General features: G+C 61.9%; 17 protein-coding genes. 11 read left to right on the top strand and 6 right to left on the bottom strand.

What is annotated here, in order from left to right:
• Position 1: 1 nt before the first annotated feature.
• Positions 2-802 (bottom strand): zinc transporter ZupT, encoded by an 801-nt coding sequence (gene zupT / locus KBY99_RS02720; RefSeq protein WP_254997174.1) that lies wholly within the window; start codon positions 800-802, stop codon positions 2-4.
• Positions 799-2,214, bottom strand: coding sequence for a YcjF family protein (locus KBY99_RS02725; RefSeq protein WP_254997176.1), 1,416 nt, complete (start codon positions 2,212-2,214; stop codon positions 799-801). Before KBY99_RS02725 ends, zupT begins: the two co-directional genes overlap by 4 nt.
• 135 nt (positions 2,215-2,349) lie before the next feature.
• Between KBY99_RS02725 and KBY99_RS02730 the strand changes: the two genes are divergently transcribed.
• From KBY99_RS02730 to trpS, 4 genes are read left to right on the top strand one after another with little or no spacing between them, the layout of a single operon-like run.
• Positions 2,350-3,261 carry a cation diffusion facilitator family transporter gene (locus tag KBY99_RS02730; protein WP_254997178.1) on the top strand — a complete coding sequence of 304 codons (912 nt, stop codon included), beginning with the start codon at positions 2,350-2,352 and terminating at the stop codon, positions 3,259-3,261.
• The gene (locus KBY99_RS02735) at positions 3,254-3,796 is read left to right on the top strand and encodes a hypothetical protein (protein WP_254997180.1); all 543 of its coding nucleotides are present in this window, start codon (positions 3,254-3,256) and stop codon (positions 3,794-3,796) included. Before KBY99_RS02730 ends, KBY99_RS02735 begins: the two co-directional genes overlap by 8 nt.
• Positions 3,774-4,340, top strand: a complete 567-nt coding sequence (locus KBY99_RS02740) for a hypothetical protein (RefSeq protein ID WP_409996519.1) — start codon at positions 3,774-3,776, stop codon at positions 4,338-4,340. The genes KBY99_RS02735 and KBY99_RS02740 overlap by 23 nt, the downstream gene beginning before the upstream one ends.
• Before the next feature lie 5 nt (positions 4,341-4,345).
• Positions 4,346-5,374 (top strand): tryptophan--tRNA ligase, encoded by a 1,029-nt coding sequence (gene trpS / locus KBY99_RS02745; RefSeq protein WP_254997181.1) that lies wholly within the window; start codon positions 4,346-4,348, stop codon positions 5,372-5,374.
• Between the two features lie 16 nt (positions 5,375-5,390).
• On the opposite strand, the gene KBY99_RS02750 is transcribed toward trpS, so the two are convergent.
• Genes KBY99_RS02750 through KBY99_RS02760 form a run of 3 tightly spaced genes read right to left on the bottom strand, consistent with a single transcriptional unit; the run spans position 5,391 to position 6,501 of the window.
• Positions 5,391-5,744, bottom strand: coding sequence for a DUF2752 domain-containing protein (locus KBY99_RS02750; RefSeq protein WP_254997182.1), 354 nt, complete (start codon positions 5,742-5,744; stop codon positions 5,391-5,393).
• The gene (locus KBY99_RS02755) at positions 5,741-6,163 is read right to left on the bottom strand and encodes a TM2 domain-containing protein (protein WP_254997183.1); all 423 of its coding nucleotides are present in this window, start codon (positions 6,161-6,163) and stop codon (positions 5,741-5,743) included. The genes KBY99_RS02750 and KBY99_RS02755 overlap by 4 nt, the downstream gene beginning before the upstream one ends.
• A complete protein-coding gene (locus KBY99_RS02760; protein WP_254997184.1) occupies positions 6,163-6,501 on the bottom strand; it encodes a DUF2605 family protein in 339 nt (112 codons plus the stop codon). The genes KBY99_RS02755 and KBY99_RS02760 overlap by 1 nt, the downstream gene beginning before the upstream one ends.
• A gap of 149 nt (positions 6,502-6,650) precedes the next feature.
• On the opposite strand from KBY99_RS02760, the gene thrS reads away from it, so the two are divergent.
• The 7 genes from thrS (at position 6,651) to KBY99_RS02795 (ending at position 15,851) form a co-directional block, all read left to right on the top strand.
• Complete coding sequence (thrS, locus tag KBY99_RS02765) at positions 6,651-8,384, top strand: threonine--tRNA ligase (protein ID WP_254997291.1); 1,734 nt, start codon at positions 6,651-6,653, stop codon at positions 8,382-8,384.
• Positions 8,381-9,373 (top strand): glucokinase, encoded by a 993-nt coding sequence (locus KBY99_RS02770; RefSeq protein ID WP_254997185.1) that lies wholly within the window; start codon positions 8,381-8,383, stop codon positions 9,371-9,373. The genes thrS and KBY99_RS02770 overlap by 4 nt, the downstream gene beginning before the upstream one ends.
• 27 nt (positions 9,374-9,400) lie before the next feature.
• The gene (gene thrB / locus KBY99_RS02775) at positions 9,401-10,366 is read left to right on the top strand and encodes a homoserine kinase (RefSeq protein ID WP_254997187.1); all 966 of its coding nucleotides are present in this window, start codon (positions 9,401-9,403) and stop codon (positions 10,364-10,366) included.
• Between the two features lie 104 nt (positions 10,367-10,470).
• Positions 10,471-12,060: an NAD(P)H-quinone oxidoreductase subunit 4 gene (locus KBY99_RS02780; RefSeq protein WP_254941270.1), complete on the top strand. Its 1,590-nt coding sequence runs from the start codon at positions 10,471-10,473 to the stop codon at positions 12,058-12,060.
• A gap of 52 nt (positions 12,061-12,112) precedes the next feature.
• Positions 12,113-14,197 carry a M3 family metallopeptidase gene (locus KBY99_RS02785; protein ID WP_254997188.1) on the top strand — a complete coding sequence of 695 codons (2,085 nt, stop codon included), beginning with the start codon at positions 12,113-12,115 and terminating at the stop codon, positions 14,195-14,197.
• Positions 14,197-15,297 (top strand): phosphotransferase enzyme family protein, encoded by a 1,101-nt coding sequence (locus KBY99_RS02790; RefSeq protein WP_254997189.1) that lies wholly within the window; start codon positions 14,197-14,199, stop codon positions 15,295-15,297. The genes KBY99_RS02785 and KBY99_RS02790 overlap by 1 nt, the downstream gene beginning before the upstream one ends.
• Positions 15,294-15,851, top strand: coding sequence for a DOMON-like domain-containing protein (locus KBY99_RS02795; protein WP_254997190.1), 558 nt, complete (start codon positions 15,294-15,296; stop codon positions 15,849-15,851). Before KBY99_RS02790 ends, KBY99_RS02795 begins: the two co-directional genes overlap by 4 nt.
• Here the strand turns inward: KBY99_RS02795 and KBY99_RS02800 are convergent.
• Complete coding sequence (locus KBY99_RS02800; protein WP_254997192.1) at positions 15,848-16,207, bottom strand: dihydroneopterin aldolase; 360 nt, start codon at positions 16,205-16,207, stop codon at positions 15,848-15,850. The two genes, KBY99_RS02795 and KBY99_RS02800, sit on opposite strands and share 4 nt — an antisense overlap.
• Positions 16,208-16,213: the final 6 nt, after the last annotated feature.

Consider the following 16,213-nt stretch of genomic DNA (forward strand, 5'->3'; position numbering starts at 1 on the left):
CTCAGGCCAGCAGCACCAAGCTGACACTCATCACCACCATTCCTGCCGTGAGGCCAGCAATCATCACGTGGTGATGGGCCCCGGTGCGCTGGGCGGCAGGCAGCAATTCGTCGAAGCAGATGTAAACCATCAATCCGGCAACGCTGGCAAAAACCAAGCCCATCACCGTGTCGCTGAGGAATGTTCTTAAAAAGACGTAGCCCACCACTGCACCGATGGGCTCGGCAAGCCCTGAGGCGAAAGACACCCAAAAAGCAGTGCGGCGGCTCCCAGTGGCGTAATACACCGGAGCTGAAATCGCCAGGCCTTCGGGAATGTTGTGGATCGCGATGGCAATGGCGATGCTGATGCCAAGCTTGGGACTTGAGAGGGCACCAACAAAGGTGGCTAAACCCTCTGGAAAATTGTGGATTCCAATCGCCAGGGCCGAAAACAAACCTGTGCGCAGCAAGGCCTGCGACTGGGCCCTGGGCAAGTTGGCCTCAGGGAGGGTCAGATCATGGCTGGGTAGGGCGTTGTCGATCAAGGCAATCACCACCATGCCAGCAAAAAACGCCAGCACGGTGACCGCATAGCCCGTAGTGGCTCCAAGCCCAAGGGCCAGCGCCTGCCTGGCCTTAGGAAATATCTCCACAAAGGAGACAAAAATCATCACGCCAGCCGAAAAGCTCAACGACAAACTGAGCAACTTGGGGCTAAATCGCCTCGACACCAGGCCAAGCAAACTACCGAGCCCGGTGCAAAGGCCGGCTGCCAGGGTGAGTAGAAAGGCAAATAGCACCCGCTGATCGAGGGCAATCAAGGGGTTGGCTCCGCTGCCATCAGATCTGAGCCGTCCATGCCGGCAGGGGGCAGGTTGCGAAGCCATTGCCGGCCCTGCTCGAGAAAGGCCGGCCAGTCGAGTTTTTCAGCCGCCGCTGCCTTGGCCACCAACAGGGGTGCCTGGCGTTTGATCTCGGCGAGATCCGGCTCGCTCACCCCCGCCGAGAGGGCCAACATGTCAGCCATGGACCTGGCCACAACCCGGGTGAGATAGGCAGCGCTGAGCGCCTGCAACGCCCCCCCCACCAGCCAGGTGGCGCCATGCAATTTGACTAGGCCAGTAAGAAGCTGGCTGCTCCACTCCACCACCCCCTGGGCGAGGGCTGCCTTGGCGAGCTCGCTAGCGGCGGCCTGCAGTTGCTCGAAAGTCCAGGGGCAATCCCATAGGCGAGCCATCTCGCGCAGCATCAAGCCGTTAGCCACCGCCAGCACCAGCAGGTCGAGGCTGGGCAGGGGCGCCGCCACCACACCAGCCGCCACCAGCCATTGGGTGCGCCGTTGCAGCGGCAGGAAGTGCTGCCTCCGCAGCTGCTCAAGCTCGCACTGCCAAAGGCCATGCAATTGCTCAAGACGACGCAGCTGGCGGCCGCTGCGCAGCTCCGCTCCGCCACTGGCGAGGTGCCGGGCTAGGGGCGAAATGCTGGCTGCAAGAGTCGTGGGCTGGCCATTCCAAAAGAGCAGACGCTGGGAAAGATCCTGTCCAAGCTGGGAGCGCAATTCAGCGGCCAGAGCTTCGAGAGTCTGGTCACCTCTGCTGAATTCCACCAGCAGCCAGGCGGGCTGAGCGGCGGGTAGGGCCTCGAGCCAGCGCAGATCAGCAGCTGAGAGAGGAGTGCGCAGATGGTGGATCAGCAGGTCGCAGGCAGCAAATGCTTCAGGCCAAGACCAATTCTTACTCCAGGCCGGCAAGGGGTGGGCCCAGTGCAGCTGCAGGGTCTCGGGACCACGCAGGGCCTCAATCAGATCTGGTTGCAGAGCCAGAGCCGGAGGACAGGTACCCACTAAGGCCACCTGCAAGCCCCGCCGATCCAGCTCCTGGCGCAGGGCTGCCAGTTGGTCCTTGCGCATCCGGCTATCAAGCTCAGCCTTGGCTGGGGCTGGCTCCGCTGCCAACCGTAAAAACTGGCCCTCAAGCTGCTCCAGGCGCCCCAGCCAGCCGGGCACATCCGTAGGGGCTGGCCCCCGGGGTTGGCGGCGGCGCAGCAGCGAAGCACCCAGGCCCAGGCCAGCCAAGGTGAGGCCAGAGGCGATGGGCAGGTGACTCAACCGCAGCAGCCCATCGAGGGCAAACCAGCCCATGACCCCGGTGCCGATAGCCGGCAGCCAAGGTTTGAGGGTCGTGGGCATGGCCTGGCGAACCATGGCTAACCCGGCGAGCTGGGGGAGGGTCACCGGCGGCGTCAACGGCGCTGGACAAGCTGATGCATCTTTAGCTCAGCTTGAGACGCTGCGCAGGCGGCAAATGCCAATAGCTTGGGCGCGAGTCGGGGGTCTGCCTTGCCAACTCCAGGAGTAAGGGACAACCCAATGGAGGTTCGCCAGGACACCCGAGAACAAGTGAAGCGAGTGCTGCTGGTGGCCCTAGCCGTCAACATCAGCATGACGCTGTTGAAATTGCTGCTGGGGCTATTGAGTGGCTCACTAGCCGTGCTGGCGGATGCCATGCACAGTGCCACTGACGGATTCTCAAGTCTGTTGGGACTGGTGACCAATGGACTTTCGGATCCCGAACCAGACCGGGACCATCCCTACGGGCACCACAAGTACGAAGCGGTCGGTGCCATGGCTATTGCAGCCTTCATCCTGTTCACTGCCTTCGAGATCCTGCAGGCCGCCCTCGAACGTCTTCGCAACGGACTACAGCCGTTGCGAATGGACAGCCGGGAGCTACTGGTACTACTGCTCGTGCTCGGCATCAACATTCTGTTAGCTAGTTACGAGCGGGCCGAGGGGCGAAGGCTAGGCAGTCCCCTCCTCAAGGCCGATGCGGCCCACACCAGCAGCGACATCTGGACAACGGCGGTGGTGCTGGTGGGCCTGGCAGGAGCGCTGTGGCTCAACCTCAGTTGGCTCGATGTCGCCCTAGCAATTCCGCTGTGCTTGCTGCTGGTGCGGGTGTGCTGGTCGGTGCTGCGGACCAACCTGCCCCAGTTGGTTGATCAGATCGCCATTGCTCCGGAGGCCATTCACCAGGTCGCGATGGAAGTTGCGGGGGTGCTCAACTGCCACGACATCGCAAGCCGCGGGGTGCTCGGCCAGCAGGTGTTCATCGACATGCACATGGTGGTGGACGCCAATGACCTGCCAACGGCGCACCGGATCACCGAATTGGTGGAGGAGCACCTAGAGGCCCGTTTTGGTCGGGTGCGCTGCACGATCCACCTCGAACCCCGCGAATACGCAAGCGCCGCCATCACCTTTAAGGGCACCCATGGCTGAGCAGCTGCCGCAATTGACACTCCCGCAATTGACCCTTAGGCAGCAGGCCCAGCTGCTGGATTGGGCAGTGGAGCTTCAGGCTGCTCCCATTTGGGTTGGCAGCCTGCCGGTGGCCCTGCTTGAGCGCTGCTGGCTGAGGCTGCGCCGCATATCACTAGAGCAGCTTGCCCTGGTGCTGCCTCCAGATGCCAGCGCTGAAGCCCCGGAGCTGGTGCGCTATCGGGCCTGGATCGCCGCCGGACAGCCGGCCTGGTCAGCCCAGCTGCGCTGCTGGCAAGAATTCGGTCAACCGGCCTGCCAGGAGGCGCTGCGCCACTTTTGGGGTCACCAGGAGCGAGGCAACCACGGCTGGACATTTACTGCCTATCTGGAGCTGCTGGAGACCTATAGAAACCAGTTTCAACCAGGAACCGTGCGGGCCTTGCCCCTGATAGTGCTAGCTCGCAGCGGGCAGCGGGAGCCCCATCGGCTGCACTGGCTCACCCCCCCTTTGGCCAGCCGATGCGGCACACTTGCCCCTGACTGCACAGGCTGAGGCGATGGCCGACGAAACCACCCCCTCTCAATCTCGCGATGACCAGGGAGGCCGCGCCGGTGGCCGCCCGCCAGGCAACCGCGAACCCGGCGGATTCCGCATCCGGCTCAGCGACAACGAGATGCGTGCCGCCAGAGCCATTCAGGAGGGCTTCGCGCTGCGCTCCACGGTGGCTGCCCTCGGCTTCGCCATTCGCACGGTGGCCCAGCTACTCGAGGATGGAAAACTCGACGAACTGGTCGCTCAACAAAGGGCCCAGGCCGGTCCTCGGGGTGATGCCCCACGTGCAGAGCGCCGGCCGGGGGGTGGCGAGAGCCGGGTGATCCGCCAGGAGCGGGCACCTCGCATCGATCCCTTTGCTCGCCCCAGCAAGCCTCCTGCTCCCGTGGCAGAGCCCATCGAGACCAACTCTGAAGAGGATGCTGCTGACGAGCAGATCGAAGCTGCCGCCGACGATCTTGCCGCTGAAGATCTGGCCCCTGAGAGCACTGAGAGCCCCGAAAACTCGGAGAGCACCGAAAACCCTGAGAGCACCGCGAGCTGAGTCCCATGACACGGCCGAGGGTTCTGTCTGGGGTGCAACCCACTGGGGCTCTGCACCTCGGCAACTGGCTGGGCGCAATCCGCAATTGGGTTGATCTCCAGAGCAGCCACGACACCTTTTTTTGTGTGGTGGATCTTCATGCGATCACAGTTCCCCATCAGCCAGCCCAGCTCGCCGAGGACACGCTCTCAACAGCAGCTCTCTATCTCGCCTGCGGCATAGATCCCGATCGCTCAACCGTGTTCGTGCAGAGCCATGTGAGCGCCCACTGCGAACTTGCCTGGCTGCTCAACTGCGTCACCCCGCTCAATTGGCTGGAGCGGATGATCCAGTTCAAGGAAAAGGCAATCAAACAGGGAGACCAGGTGTCTGTGGGCCTGTTGGATTACCCGGTATTGATGGCTGCCGACATCCTGCTCTACGACGCTGATCTGGTGCCAGTGGGGGAGGACCAAAAGCAGCACCTTGAACTCGCCCGCGACATTGCTCAACAGCGCATCAACGCCCGTTTTGGCAAGCGCAATCCAGACGGTGAGGTAATTCCAGTGCTCAAGGTGCCAGAGCCCTTGATCCTGCGCGAAGGGGCCCGGGTGATGAGTCTCACTGATGGCAGCTCAAAGATGAGCAAAAGCGACCCCAACGAGGGCTCGCGGATCAGCTTGCTGGATCCACCGGAACTGGTGGTTAAAAAAATCAAACGGGCCAAAACCGACCCCACCATGGGGCTGGAATTCGGTAATCCCGAGCGCCCGGAAGCGGACAACCTTCTGGGGCTCTACGCCCTGCTGGCCGGCAAAAGCCGCTCGCAGGCAGCCGAGCAGTGCGGCGCCATGGGCTGGGGCACTTTTAAGCCCCTGCTGGCAGAAGCTGCCGTAGAGGCCTTAAGGCCCGTGCAGCAGCGTTATCAGGAGTGGCGTCAGCAGCCAGGCGCGGTGGCAGAGGTGCTGCGCAATGGCCAACACAAGGCTGCGGCCGTGGCCGATGAGACCCTCAAACGGGTGCGGGAAACTCTGGGTTTCTTGCCACCCGCCTAGGAACTTCCTCGGCAGTTCAGGCCGGCAAAGGCTGGCCCTGGCTCCAGCCCCAAAGCCGCAGCAGCCAGTAGCCAAATGCCAGCAGCGCAGCGGCACAGGCCAACTGCAGCAGCTGCCGAGACGCCAGGCGGCCACCTAAGAGAGTCCAGAGCCCCAGGGCCAGCGCTAGCCCCACCAGCACCGGGCCAAATGCATGCCACTCCAGGGCCTGGGCGAGGTCGCCATGCAGGGTCGCCAGCACGGAGCGCGTTAAGTAGCAGGTGGGGCAGGGTATGCCCGTGAGCTGACGCAGGGGGCAACTCCACAACCCCATGGGCAGAGAGGCTCCAGCCGCCAGCCCCAGCAACAGCAAAAAACGTCGCTGTCTCAAGGCTCCTTGTAGATCACCCGGCCCCGATCGTCATTGCCGACATCCAGCAGCTCAGCATGGAGCAACCTTTGGATCTCATCACGCACCTGGCGACTCTCCACCCCAGCCGGCAACTCCATCTCGACGAGGGCGTCATTGAGGGTGAAGCCCAGCTCACCTCTGCGCCTAGCCAGATGAACTAGCTGCCGCTCAACCGAGAGGGTCGAGCCTGATAACACCAAAGGCCGGTTCGCCTGGTCAACCAGTTCGGGCATCAACCAGAGATCAACCAACTGGCCCACGAAGCAGAGGCCAAAAGTGAGCAACCAGAGAGTGCCGCTGAGGGGCTTGCGGTTGTAAAAGCGATGCACGCCACACACTCCCACCAGGCCTAGGGCCCAGAGGACGTAGCTCAAAGCCAGGTTGCGGCGATCGCCCATCACGGCAGGGTCACCCCATGCCGGCGCAGGGCCGCCGAAAGATTCCACACCGACAACATCAGTTGATGCCAGGGAGCCAGGGTCTCCATCTCGAGGGCCATTGGTATCGGAGCCGCCTGGCGCAAGCTGGTGGCAGCGCAGAGTTCCTTGCGGGCCTCCACCAGGTGATCGCGCAGGATCAGCTGCTGGTCTTGGGGCATCACGGTTTCCGGACAATGATCTAGCAGCAACAAACCCCGTTCAAAACAGGAACTGAAGTCGTCGAGCAAGGACCCAAGCAGCTGATCAAGCAGGACGCCGGGGGATTCATGCTCGGGTGTTGGAGGAGAAAGACCCATAGATCCAGCTTAGGAGCGCTGCGTAAGATCGAGATTCGCCTTAGTTAGCCGCGCGATCAGTGCCCGTGAACCCAAGCAGCTCCGAGCCCGCACCGATCGCCCTGCCCAAAACCAGCGAAAGCAACCAGCTGCTGCGCATCCGTCACTCGATGAGCCATGTGCTGGCCATGGCGGTGCAGAAGCTCTTTCCCCAGGCCCAAGTCACCATTGGCCCTTGGACCGAGAGCGGCTTTTATTACGACTTCGACAATCCCGATCCCTTCACCGAGGCCGATCTCAAGGCAATAAAAAAGGAGATGGGCAAGATCATTGGCCGGCGTCTGCCGCTTGAGCGGATCGAAGTAAGCCGCACTGATGCCGAGGCAAGGATCAAAGCCCAAAACGAGCCTTACAAACTGGAGATCCTGGCGGGGATCAGCGAGCCCATCAGTCTCTACACCCTGGGCGAGGAGTGGTGGGACCTCTGCGCCGGGCCCCACGTAGCCAACACCAGCGAGCTCAACCCCAAGGCCTTCGAGCTTGAGAGCGTCGCCGGCGCCTATTGGCGTGGCGATGAAACCAAAGCCCAGCTGCAGCGCATCTACGGCACCGCCTGGGAAACCCCCGAGCAGCTGGCGGAACACAAGCGGCGCAAGGAAGAGGCCAAACGTCGGGACCACAGGCGTTTGGGCACCGACCTGAATCTGTTCTCGATCGAGGATGAGGCCGGGGCTGGGCTGGTGTTCTGGCATCCCCGCGGGGCGCGGATGCGCCTTTTGATCGAGGATTTTTGGCGTCAGGCCCATTTCGCAGCTGGATACGAACTGCTGTACACACCACACGTGGCCGATATCAGCCTGTGGAAGACCTCCGGCCACCTCGACTTCTATGCCGAGAGCATGTTTGGCCCCATGCAAGTAGATGAGCGGCAATACCAGCTCAAGCCCATGAACTGCCCCTTTCACGTGCTCACTTACGCAAGCACCCTGCGGAGTTACCGGGAGCTGCCAATTCGCTGGGCCGAGTTGGGAACCGTTTATCGCTACGAGCGGCCGGGCGTGATGCACGGCCTGATGCGGGTGCGCGGCTTCACCCAGGATGACGCCCACGTTTTTTGCCTTCCAGAGCAGATAAGCGATGAGATCCTGCGCATCCTCGATCTCACAGAGGAGATCCTTTCCACCTTCGATTTCAAGACCTACGAAATCAATCTCTCCACCCGGCCAGAGAAATCGATCGGCGAAGACGCCGTGTGGGAACTGGCAACCCAAGGACTGATCGAGGCCCTCGATCGCAAGGGATGGGCCTACAAGATCGATGAAGGCGGCGGCGCCTTCTACGGCCCCAAGATCGACCTAAAAATCGAAGATGCCATCGGGCGAATGTGGCAGTGCTCCACCATCCAGCTCGATTTCAACCTGCCAGAACGATTCGAACTGGAGTACGTAGCCGCTGATGGCTCAAGAATGCGCCCGATCATGATTCACCGGGCCATCTTCGGTTCGCTGGAGCGGTTTTTCGGGATCATGACCGAGAACTACGCCGGCGATTTCCCCTTCTGGCTGGCACCCGAGCAGATCCGGCTGCTGCCCGTTACCGATGAGGTGATGCCCTACGCCGAGCAGCTACTTGAGCAGCTCAAGGCCGCTGGCATCCGCGCCACCCTGGACCATTCCGGCGAGCGCCTCGGCAAGCTGATTCGCAACGGCGAGCAGATGAAAATCCCCCTGCTGGGGGTGATCGGCGCCAAGGAAGCTGAAACAAATGCCGTGAGCCTGCGCAGCAGGCGCGAAGGCGAGCTCGGCAGCGTGGCAGTGGCCAACCTGCTGGCTGCAGCAGTGACGGCAAATGCCGAGCGGGCAGCCGGCCTAGGCCTGCCGGCGGTCCCAACACCCGGCCAGTGACCACCCTCCTAGCTGGGGACATCGGCGGCACCAAGACCCTTCTCGCCCTGTATCAGCTGCAGGCTGGGGGTGAATTGGAGCTGCTGCGCAGTGAGCGCTACCTATCCGCCGACTGGGACGACCTAGCCCCAATGCTTGAAACCTTTCTGGGTGTTGGCCAGCCCACCCCAGCTGCCGCCTGCCTGGCGGTGGCTGGGCCGGTGGTGGCGGGTCAGGCCCAACTAACCAACCTCCACTGGCAGCTCGATGGCAGCCAGCTGGCTGCGGCCACAGGTATTGGGCGGTTTGAGCTGGTCAATGATTTCGCCGTATTGATCTACGGGCTGCCCCACCTCACCTCAGAGCAACAGGCGCTAATACGCCCGGGGGTGGCGAGGCCTGAGGCGCCCCTGCTGGTGCTAGGTGCGGGAACGGGTCTGGGAGTGGCCTACGGGGTACCAACCCCAGCTGGGCTGGTAGCGGTAGCTAGCGAGGCCGCCCACGGTGAATTCGCCCCGCGCAGCCAGCAGGAATGGGAGCTCAAACAGTGGCTCGCCCAAGAGCGGGGCCTGGAGCGAGTCTCGATCGAGCGGGTGGTTAGCGGCACGGGCCTGGGCGAAGTGGCGCGCTGGCTGCTTCACATCCGCCACCCCGGCGGAGACCATCCCCTTTTCCCGCTAGCCGAGGGGTCGGAACTGCCCGCTGCCGTGGCAGCCAGCGCTGCCCTAGGGGAAAGCCTGGCCTGCGAAGCCTTGGAGATCTGGATCGGCTGCTACGGCAGTGTGTGTGGCGATCTGGCCCTGGCTGGTCTGAGCCGGGGAGGGCTGTGGTTGGCCGGCGGCACCGCAGGAAAACTGCTCGAAACCCTGCGCTCGCCCACCTTTAACCGGGCATTCCTTAATAAGGGTCGGCTAGAGCCGGTTCTGGCAAGCATGCCGATCACGGCCGTGGTCGATCCGGCCATTGGCCAATTCAGTGCGGCCTGCCGGGCCCGCATGCTGCTGGCCTGAGACACTGGGCGCAGCAGAAGTTGTCCCATGGTGCGCCCCCGGGTCGGACAAGGGGTTGAAGTTCACGTTCCCGCCACCACCGCCAATGTGGGCCCCGGCTTTGACTGTCTGGGGGCTGCCCTGGATCTCGACAATGTCTTCCAGATGCGCTGCATCGAGGGAGGCAGCGAGCGCTTTGATCTGATTATTGAAGGCAGCGAAGGAGCTCACCTACGCGGTGGGCCCGACAACCTGGTGTATCGCTCGGCCCAACGGGTGTGGAAAGAAGCTGGCGAGGAGCCGGTGGCCCTTGAGGCAAGAGTGCGGCTGGCGGTGCCGCCGGCCCGAGGTCTAGGTAGCAGCGCCACTGCGATCGTGGCTGGCCTGATCGGCGCCAATGCGCTGGTGGGCGAGCCCCTCAGCCGCGAGAAGCTGCTGGAGTTGGCCATCGATATTGAAGGCCATCCCGACAACGTGGTGCCATCACTGGTGGGGGGATTGTGCATGACAGCCAAAGCGGCCTCTCACCGCTGGCGGGTGGTGCGCTGTGAGTGGTCGCCCCTGGTTCAGGCCGTGGTGGCAATCCCCGCTATCAGGCTCACCACCAGCGAAGCAAGGCGGGCCATGCCCAAATCAATTCCGGTGGGGGATGCGGTGATCAACCTGGGCTCCCTAACCTTGCTGCTGCAGGGGCTGCGCACCGGCAATGGCGACCTGATCACCGATGGCATGCACGACCGCCTGCATGAGCCCTACCGCTGGGGCCTGATCCACGGTGGCAAGGCCGTGAGGGAGGCGGCCCTGGCAGCGGGAGCCTGGGGTTGCGTAATCAGTGGCGCCGGTCCAAGCCTGCTTGCCCTTTGCCCCAAACCAGCGGCCGAGAACGTCAGCAGAGCGATGGTGAGGGCCTGGCACCAGGCCGGTGTTGAGTCCCGCTCCGAGGTGCTGGCCATCCAGCAACTGGGCAGCCGCTGGGAGCACTTGCCAGACCAGAAGCTAGGCGACAGTGAGTAAATCTACTCAGTCGAGAGACTGGGGCTGATAGGTTGGTTGCCGATTTGAACAGTGCCTGACCTCGGCTTTGTTCAGCGAATCACCAGATCTGCAATCGGGCCGTGATGGACGTCAACATGCCCCTGCTAGCCGCGTCCAGCCTGGTCGCTCCAGCAGCGGAATCGGCATTTCCCTGGCTTAGCCTGATCGTGCTGCTGCCAGCAGCAGTCGCCCTGGTAATGCCGCTGCTGCCGGGAGATGGCAGCGACCCCAAGTGGCCCCGCACCCTGGCCCTCGCCACCCTGGCGATTGACCTTGGCCTGATGGTGTTCTGCTTTAGCAGGCACTTCGATGGCTCCAGCAGTGATTTGCAACTGGTGGAAAGGGTCAGTTGGGTGCCGGCCATGGGCCTGGAGTGGTCCCTGGCAGCTGATGGCCTTTCCACGCCGCTGGTGCTGCTCTCAGGCCTGGTAACCCTGCTTTCGGTGGCAGCCAGCTGGAACATCAAGACCAAAACCCGCCTCTATTTCGCCCTGATGCTGGTTCAGGCCTCAGCCCAGGGCCTGGTTTTTCTCTCACAAGACTTTCTGCTTTTCTTCCTTGCCTGGGAGCTTGAGCTGGTTCCGGTATATCTATTAATCGCAATATGGGGTGGCAAGCAGCGTCAATATGCGGCCACTAAGTTTATTTTATATACCGCCACAGCCTCCCTATTGATCCTGCTGAGCGGCCTTGCTCTTGCCTTCTCAGGCGACAGCTTCAGCTTCAACCTCTCAGAGCTAGCCAGCCGTTCCCCCGGTGGCACCTTTGGCCTGCTCTGTTACCTGGGCTTCCTGGTGGGCTTCGGTGTGAAATTGCCAATGTTCCCCCTCCACACCTGGTTGCCCGACGCCCACGGTGAAGCAAATGCGCCCGTATCGATGCTGCTGGCAGGGGTGCTGCTGAAGATGGGTGGCTACGCCCTGCTGCGCTTCAACGTGCAGATGCTTCCGGAGGTGCATCTGAGGTTGGCACCAGCCCTAATTGTGCTCGGCATTGTCAACATCGTCTATGGCGCCCTGAATGCTTTTGCCCAGGACAATGTCAAACGTCGAATTGCCTGCAGCTCCGTGAGCCACATGGGTTTTGTGCTGCTCGGTATTGGTGCAGTAGATGCCCTCGGCATTAGCGGCGCCATGTTGCAGATGATCAGTCATGGCCTGATCGCAGCTGCCATGTTCTTTGTTACCGGGGTGTTTTACGAGCGAACCAAAACCCTTTCAATCCCCAACATGGGCGGCCTCGCCAAAGCCCTGCCGATCACATTCGCCTTTTTCCTGGCCAGCTCTCTTGCTTCCCTTGCCCTGCCCGGCATGAGTGGCTTTGTGAGCGAGATCACGGTGTTTCTCGGTATCACCGCGAACGACGACTTCACCATCGGCTTCCGGGTGATCGCCATCGTGCTGGCAGCGATCGGATTAGTGCTTACTCCTGTTTATCTGCTCAGCCTCTGCCGCCGGGTGTTCTTCGGTCCCAGAATTCCGGCCCTAGCAGTGGTGGGCGACATGCGTCCAAGGGAGCTTTTTATTGGTCTCACCCTGCTGATACCGACGCTGGCGATTGGCTTTTGGCCGCGGCTGGCAATCGATGTCTATGAGGCCTCAACCAACGCCCTTGCCCAGCAATTGAGTGCAACTGCCCTGGTTGCCATGGGCCGGGTCACCGCCCTGGGCTAATTCACAAAAGCTTGCTGGATCGGCTGGAATGGATGCACCAAATCCCCCATCCATGACCCTGAGCGCACCCCTGCCCTTGCTGGTTGGTCAGGGTCTTCCGCCCTTCGATGTGATCACGCCGGAGCAGGTAGAGCAGGCGATCCCTGCCTTACTAGGCGAGCTAAACGAATCGCTTTCCGCCCTAGAAGCCAGTCTTGAGATGCGCTTAGGCGAATCCGAGTCGCTCAGCTGGGAGGAGGTTATGGAGCCTCTACACCAGCTTGGCGAGCGGTTGCGCTGGAGCTGGGGGGTGGTGAGCCATCTCAATGGCGTCTGCAACACACCAGCCCTGCGGGAGGCCCACCAACAGCAGCAGGGGGCCGTGGTGCAATTCGGCAACCGCGCTGGGCAATCGCGTCCTATATATCGGGCTCTCGAGACACTGCAAGCCAATCCCAGCCAGCTCGATGCCACCCAGAGCCGCATCCTGGCGGCGGAGCTACGGGACATGCAATTGCGGGGCGTGGGTCTGGAGGGGCAGGAGCAGCAAGCCTTCAACGCCGCCTGTGAGCGGCTCGCGGAACTCGCCACCGCCTTCGGCAACCACGTGCTCGATGCCACCAACGGCTGGAGCCTCACTCTCAACAGCGAAGACGAACTGGCCGGCCTACCAGGCAGCCTGCGGCAGCTGCTTGCCCAAGCTGCGACAGATGCCGGTGAAAGCGGCTGGCGCCTGGGCCTAGACATGCCCAGGGTGCTGCCCTTTCTAAAATTCAGTGAGCGCCGGGACCTGCGCGAAAAGGTCTACCGCGCCCAGGTGGGCAGAGCCGCCAGCGGCGAACTGGATAACAATCCCCTGATTGCCCAAATCCTGGAGCTGAAGTTGAAACAAGCCCAGCTGCTGGGATATGCCAACTGGGCCGAGGTAAGCCTGGCCTCCAAAATGGCAGGCTCGGTGCAAGAGGTGGAAGACCTACTTGAAGACCTGCGCGCTGCAGCATTCCCAGTGGCCCAGCAGGAGCTCGCCGCCCTTGCTGCCTGCGCCAGCCGCCACGGGGCACCAGAGGCAGCTGAGCTCAAGCCCTGGGACGTGAGCTACTGGGCAGAGGTGCTGCGTCAGGAAAGCTTCGAGCTCAACAGCGAGGCCCTCAGACCCTGGTTTTCCCTGGAGAAGGTACTGCAGGGGCTGTTTGTTCTTTGCCAGCGCCTGTTCGACATACAAATAGTGGCCGCAGATGGGGAAGCACCGATCTGGCATAGCGATGTGCGCTATTTCCGAGTGCTTGAAGCCCGTAACGGCGAGCCCCTAGCCGGTTTTTACCTTGATCCCTATAGCCGCCCTGGCAGCAAGCGAGGTGGTGCCTGGATGGATGAATGCCTCGGCCGCTCCCGCAGCGCCACCGGCGAGCCCGTGTTGCCGGTGGCCTACTTGATCTGCAACCAGAGCCCACCGGTTGGGGACACCCCCAGCCTGATGACCTTCGACGAGGTCGAAACCCTCTTCCACGAATTTGGTCACGGCCTCCAGCACATGCTCACCACGGTGGAGCGGCCCCAGGCAGCCGGTATCAACAACGTGGAGTGGGACGCGGTAGAGCTACCCAGCCAATTCATGGAGAACTGGTGCTACGACCGTGCCACCTTGATGGGCATGGCTCGCCACTGGCAGAGCGGCGAACCGCTACCGGAGGCCGAATACCAAAAGCTGCTGGCAGCTCGCACCTTCATGGCTGGCGGCGCCACCCTGCGCCAGGTGCACTTCGCCCTCACCGATCTACGCCTGCACAGCCAGTGGACCCCCGACAGCGGGGATAGTCCCGATCAACTGCGCCGCCATATCGCTGCCACCACAACGGTGCTTGAGCCCATAGCCGAGGACGCCTTCCTCTGCGCATTCAGCCATATTTTTGCCGGCGGCTATGCGGCCGGCTACTACTCCTACAAGTGGGCTGAGGTGCTCAGCGCCGATGCCTTCAGCGCTTTCGAGGAGGTGGGCCTAGAGCAGGAGGAGGAGATAGTGGCCACCGGCCGCCGTTTCCGCGACACCGTGCTCAGCCTCGGTGGCAGCCGCTCTCCAGCTGAGGTGTTCGAAGCCTTCCGAGGGCGTCAGCCAAGCAGCGAGGCTCTGATCCGCCATTCCGGGCTGGTGGCCGCCTGATGGCCACTCCTGAACCGGAGCTGGTGGCGGTCGCCGAGGCCTTCGCCCTCCCCGGACCTGTCACAACGATTGCGCCCCTTGGTAACGGCAACGTAAACGACACCTATTTATTGGAGTTGCACTCGGGGGGGGCAACAGCACGCCGCTACGTGTTGCAAAGGCTCAATACCCGGGTGTTTCCCCAGCCGGAGCTGGTGATGCAAAACATGGAGGCGCTCAGCGAACATGCCGAGCAGCACCCTCTGATCGGACAACGATGGGAAGTGCCGCGGCTAATCGCAAACCGCCATACCGGCCGACCCTGGCTATGGGCAGAGGGCCAATTTTGGCGTCTACAGAGCTTCATCGAAGAGGCCGTGACGGTTGAGGCGATCACGGACCGGGAGCAGGCCCGGCAGGTAGGTCGCGGCCTGGGGCTATTCCACTTGCTGATCAGCGACCTGCCCGCAGAGCAACTAGCCGACACCCTGCCGGGTTTCCACGTCACACCGACCTACCTGGCGGCCTACGACCAAGCTTTGCTATGCAGCCCAATAGGTCATGACGATCGGGAGCAATGGTGTGCGGCATTCGTGGAGAAACGCCGCGAACTGGCACCGGTCCTTGAGGACGCCAATAAAGCGGGCCTTCTGCAGCTGCGGCCTATTCACGGCGACCCCAAAATCAACAATGTGATGCTCTGCGCCCACACGGGAACTGCCGTGAGCATGGTGGATCTAGACACAGTTAAGCCAGGCCTGGTGCACTACGACATTGGTGATTGCTTGCGTTCAGCCTGCAATCCTGCGGGGGAAGAAGCCTGTGAACCTGATAGCGTCAAATTTGATCTCGATCTCTGCGAGACCCTCCTAGAGGGCTACCTCGACGCGGCAAGAGCATCCCTAAGTGATACAGACCTGGATTACATCTACGTGTCGGCAAGGCTGATCAGCTTCGAGCTAGGCCTGCGCTTCTTAAGCGACCATCTAGCTGGCAATGTCTACTTTCGTACAACCCATTCAAACCACAACCTCGATAGGGCTTTGGCCCAATTTCGTCTGACCGAAAGTATTGAGGCCCAGGAAGAACAAATCCAGCAGATTGTGGCAAAACTGCGATGAACAGCACCAGCTTCAAATTAATTCCTTTTGCTACCGAAATGCAGGGGGAACTTACCCTCTACTCACTCCATGGCCAACTCAGCGTGACTGAGAATACTCTGCAGATCACATTCCAGCTTGAGGGCGAACTAGCCAAGTTGAGGATTGCTAATAGCAGCGGCCCACCACTGCGACAAGACCTTCTTTGGCAAGCAACCTGCCTGGAATTCTTTCTTGCCGCGGCAGGTAACAGCGACTACTGGGAGTACAACCTCTCGCCCGCTGGTGACTGGAACGTCTATCACCTAGAGGGCTACCGGCAGGGGCTAGCTGAGGAACCTGCCTACAAGCAACTCCCCTTCAGCGTGATTGGCGATGACAAACAATTGAGCTTGAGCCTTACTTGCGCGCTGCCACCAGCGCTGGCCACCCAGCGGGCAGCTGCGGGGCTCGAAGTTGGGGTGTCCGCCGTGCTCAAAAGCTCCAGCGGAGAGCTGGCCTACTGGGCCCTGGCCCATCCCGGCAGCGAACCTGACTTTCACCACAGAGGCGGATTCTGCCTCAAATTTGCCTAGTGATGCCGGCTGCGCCGCACCGCCACAACCCCGCCAAAGCCTGACACCGGGGCCTGACACTTGCGCAGTTCAAGGCGAACCGGCACCGGGCCATAGAGCTCCTCGATCCGTTCGAGAATCCTCTCGCTGTAGTGCTCCAGGGTTTGACAGCGCAGGCTACGGGCCTGCTTTTGCAGGGCGGTGATCAACTGGCTGTAGTCGAGGGTGTCGGCTAGGGAATCACTGCGCCCAGCAGCACTTAGATCCGCGCCCAATTCCAGATCCAGCTCAAACCACTGGCCCTCCCTGCGCTCAAAATCGAGCACCCCCACATGGGCCCAAAGCCTCAGGCCGCGCACCTGTATCGCATCGCTCATGGCAGG

It is taken from the genome of Cyanobium sp. Maggiore-St4-Cus (assembly GCF_024345615.1).
Classification (GTDB): Bacteria; Cyanobacteriota; Cyanobacteriia; order PCC-6307; family Cyanobiaceae; genus Cyanobium_A; species Cyanobium_A usitatum.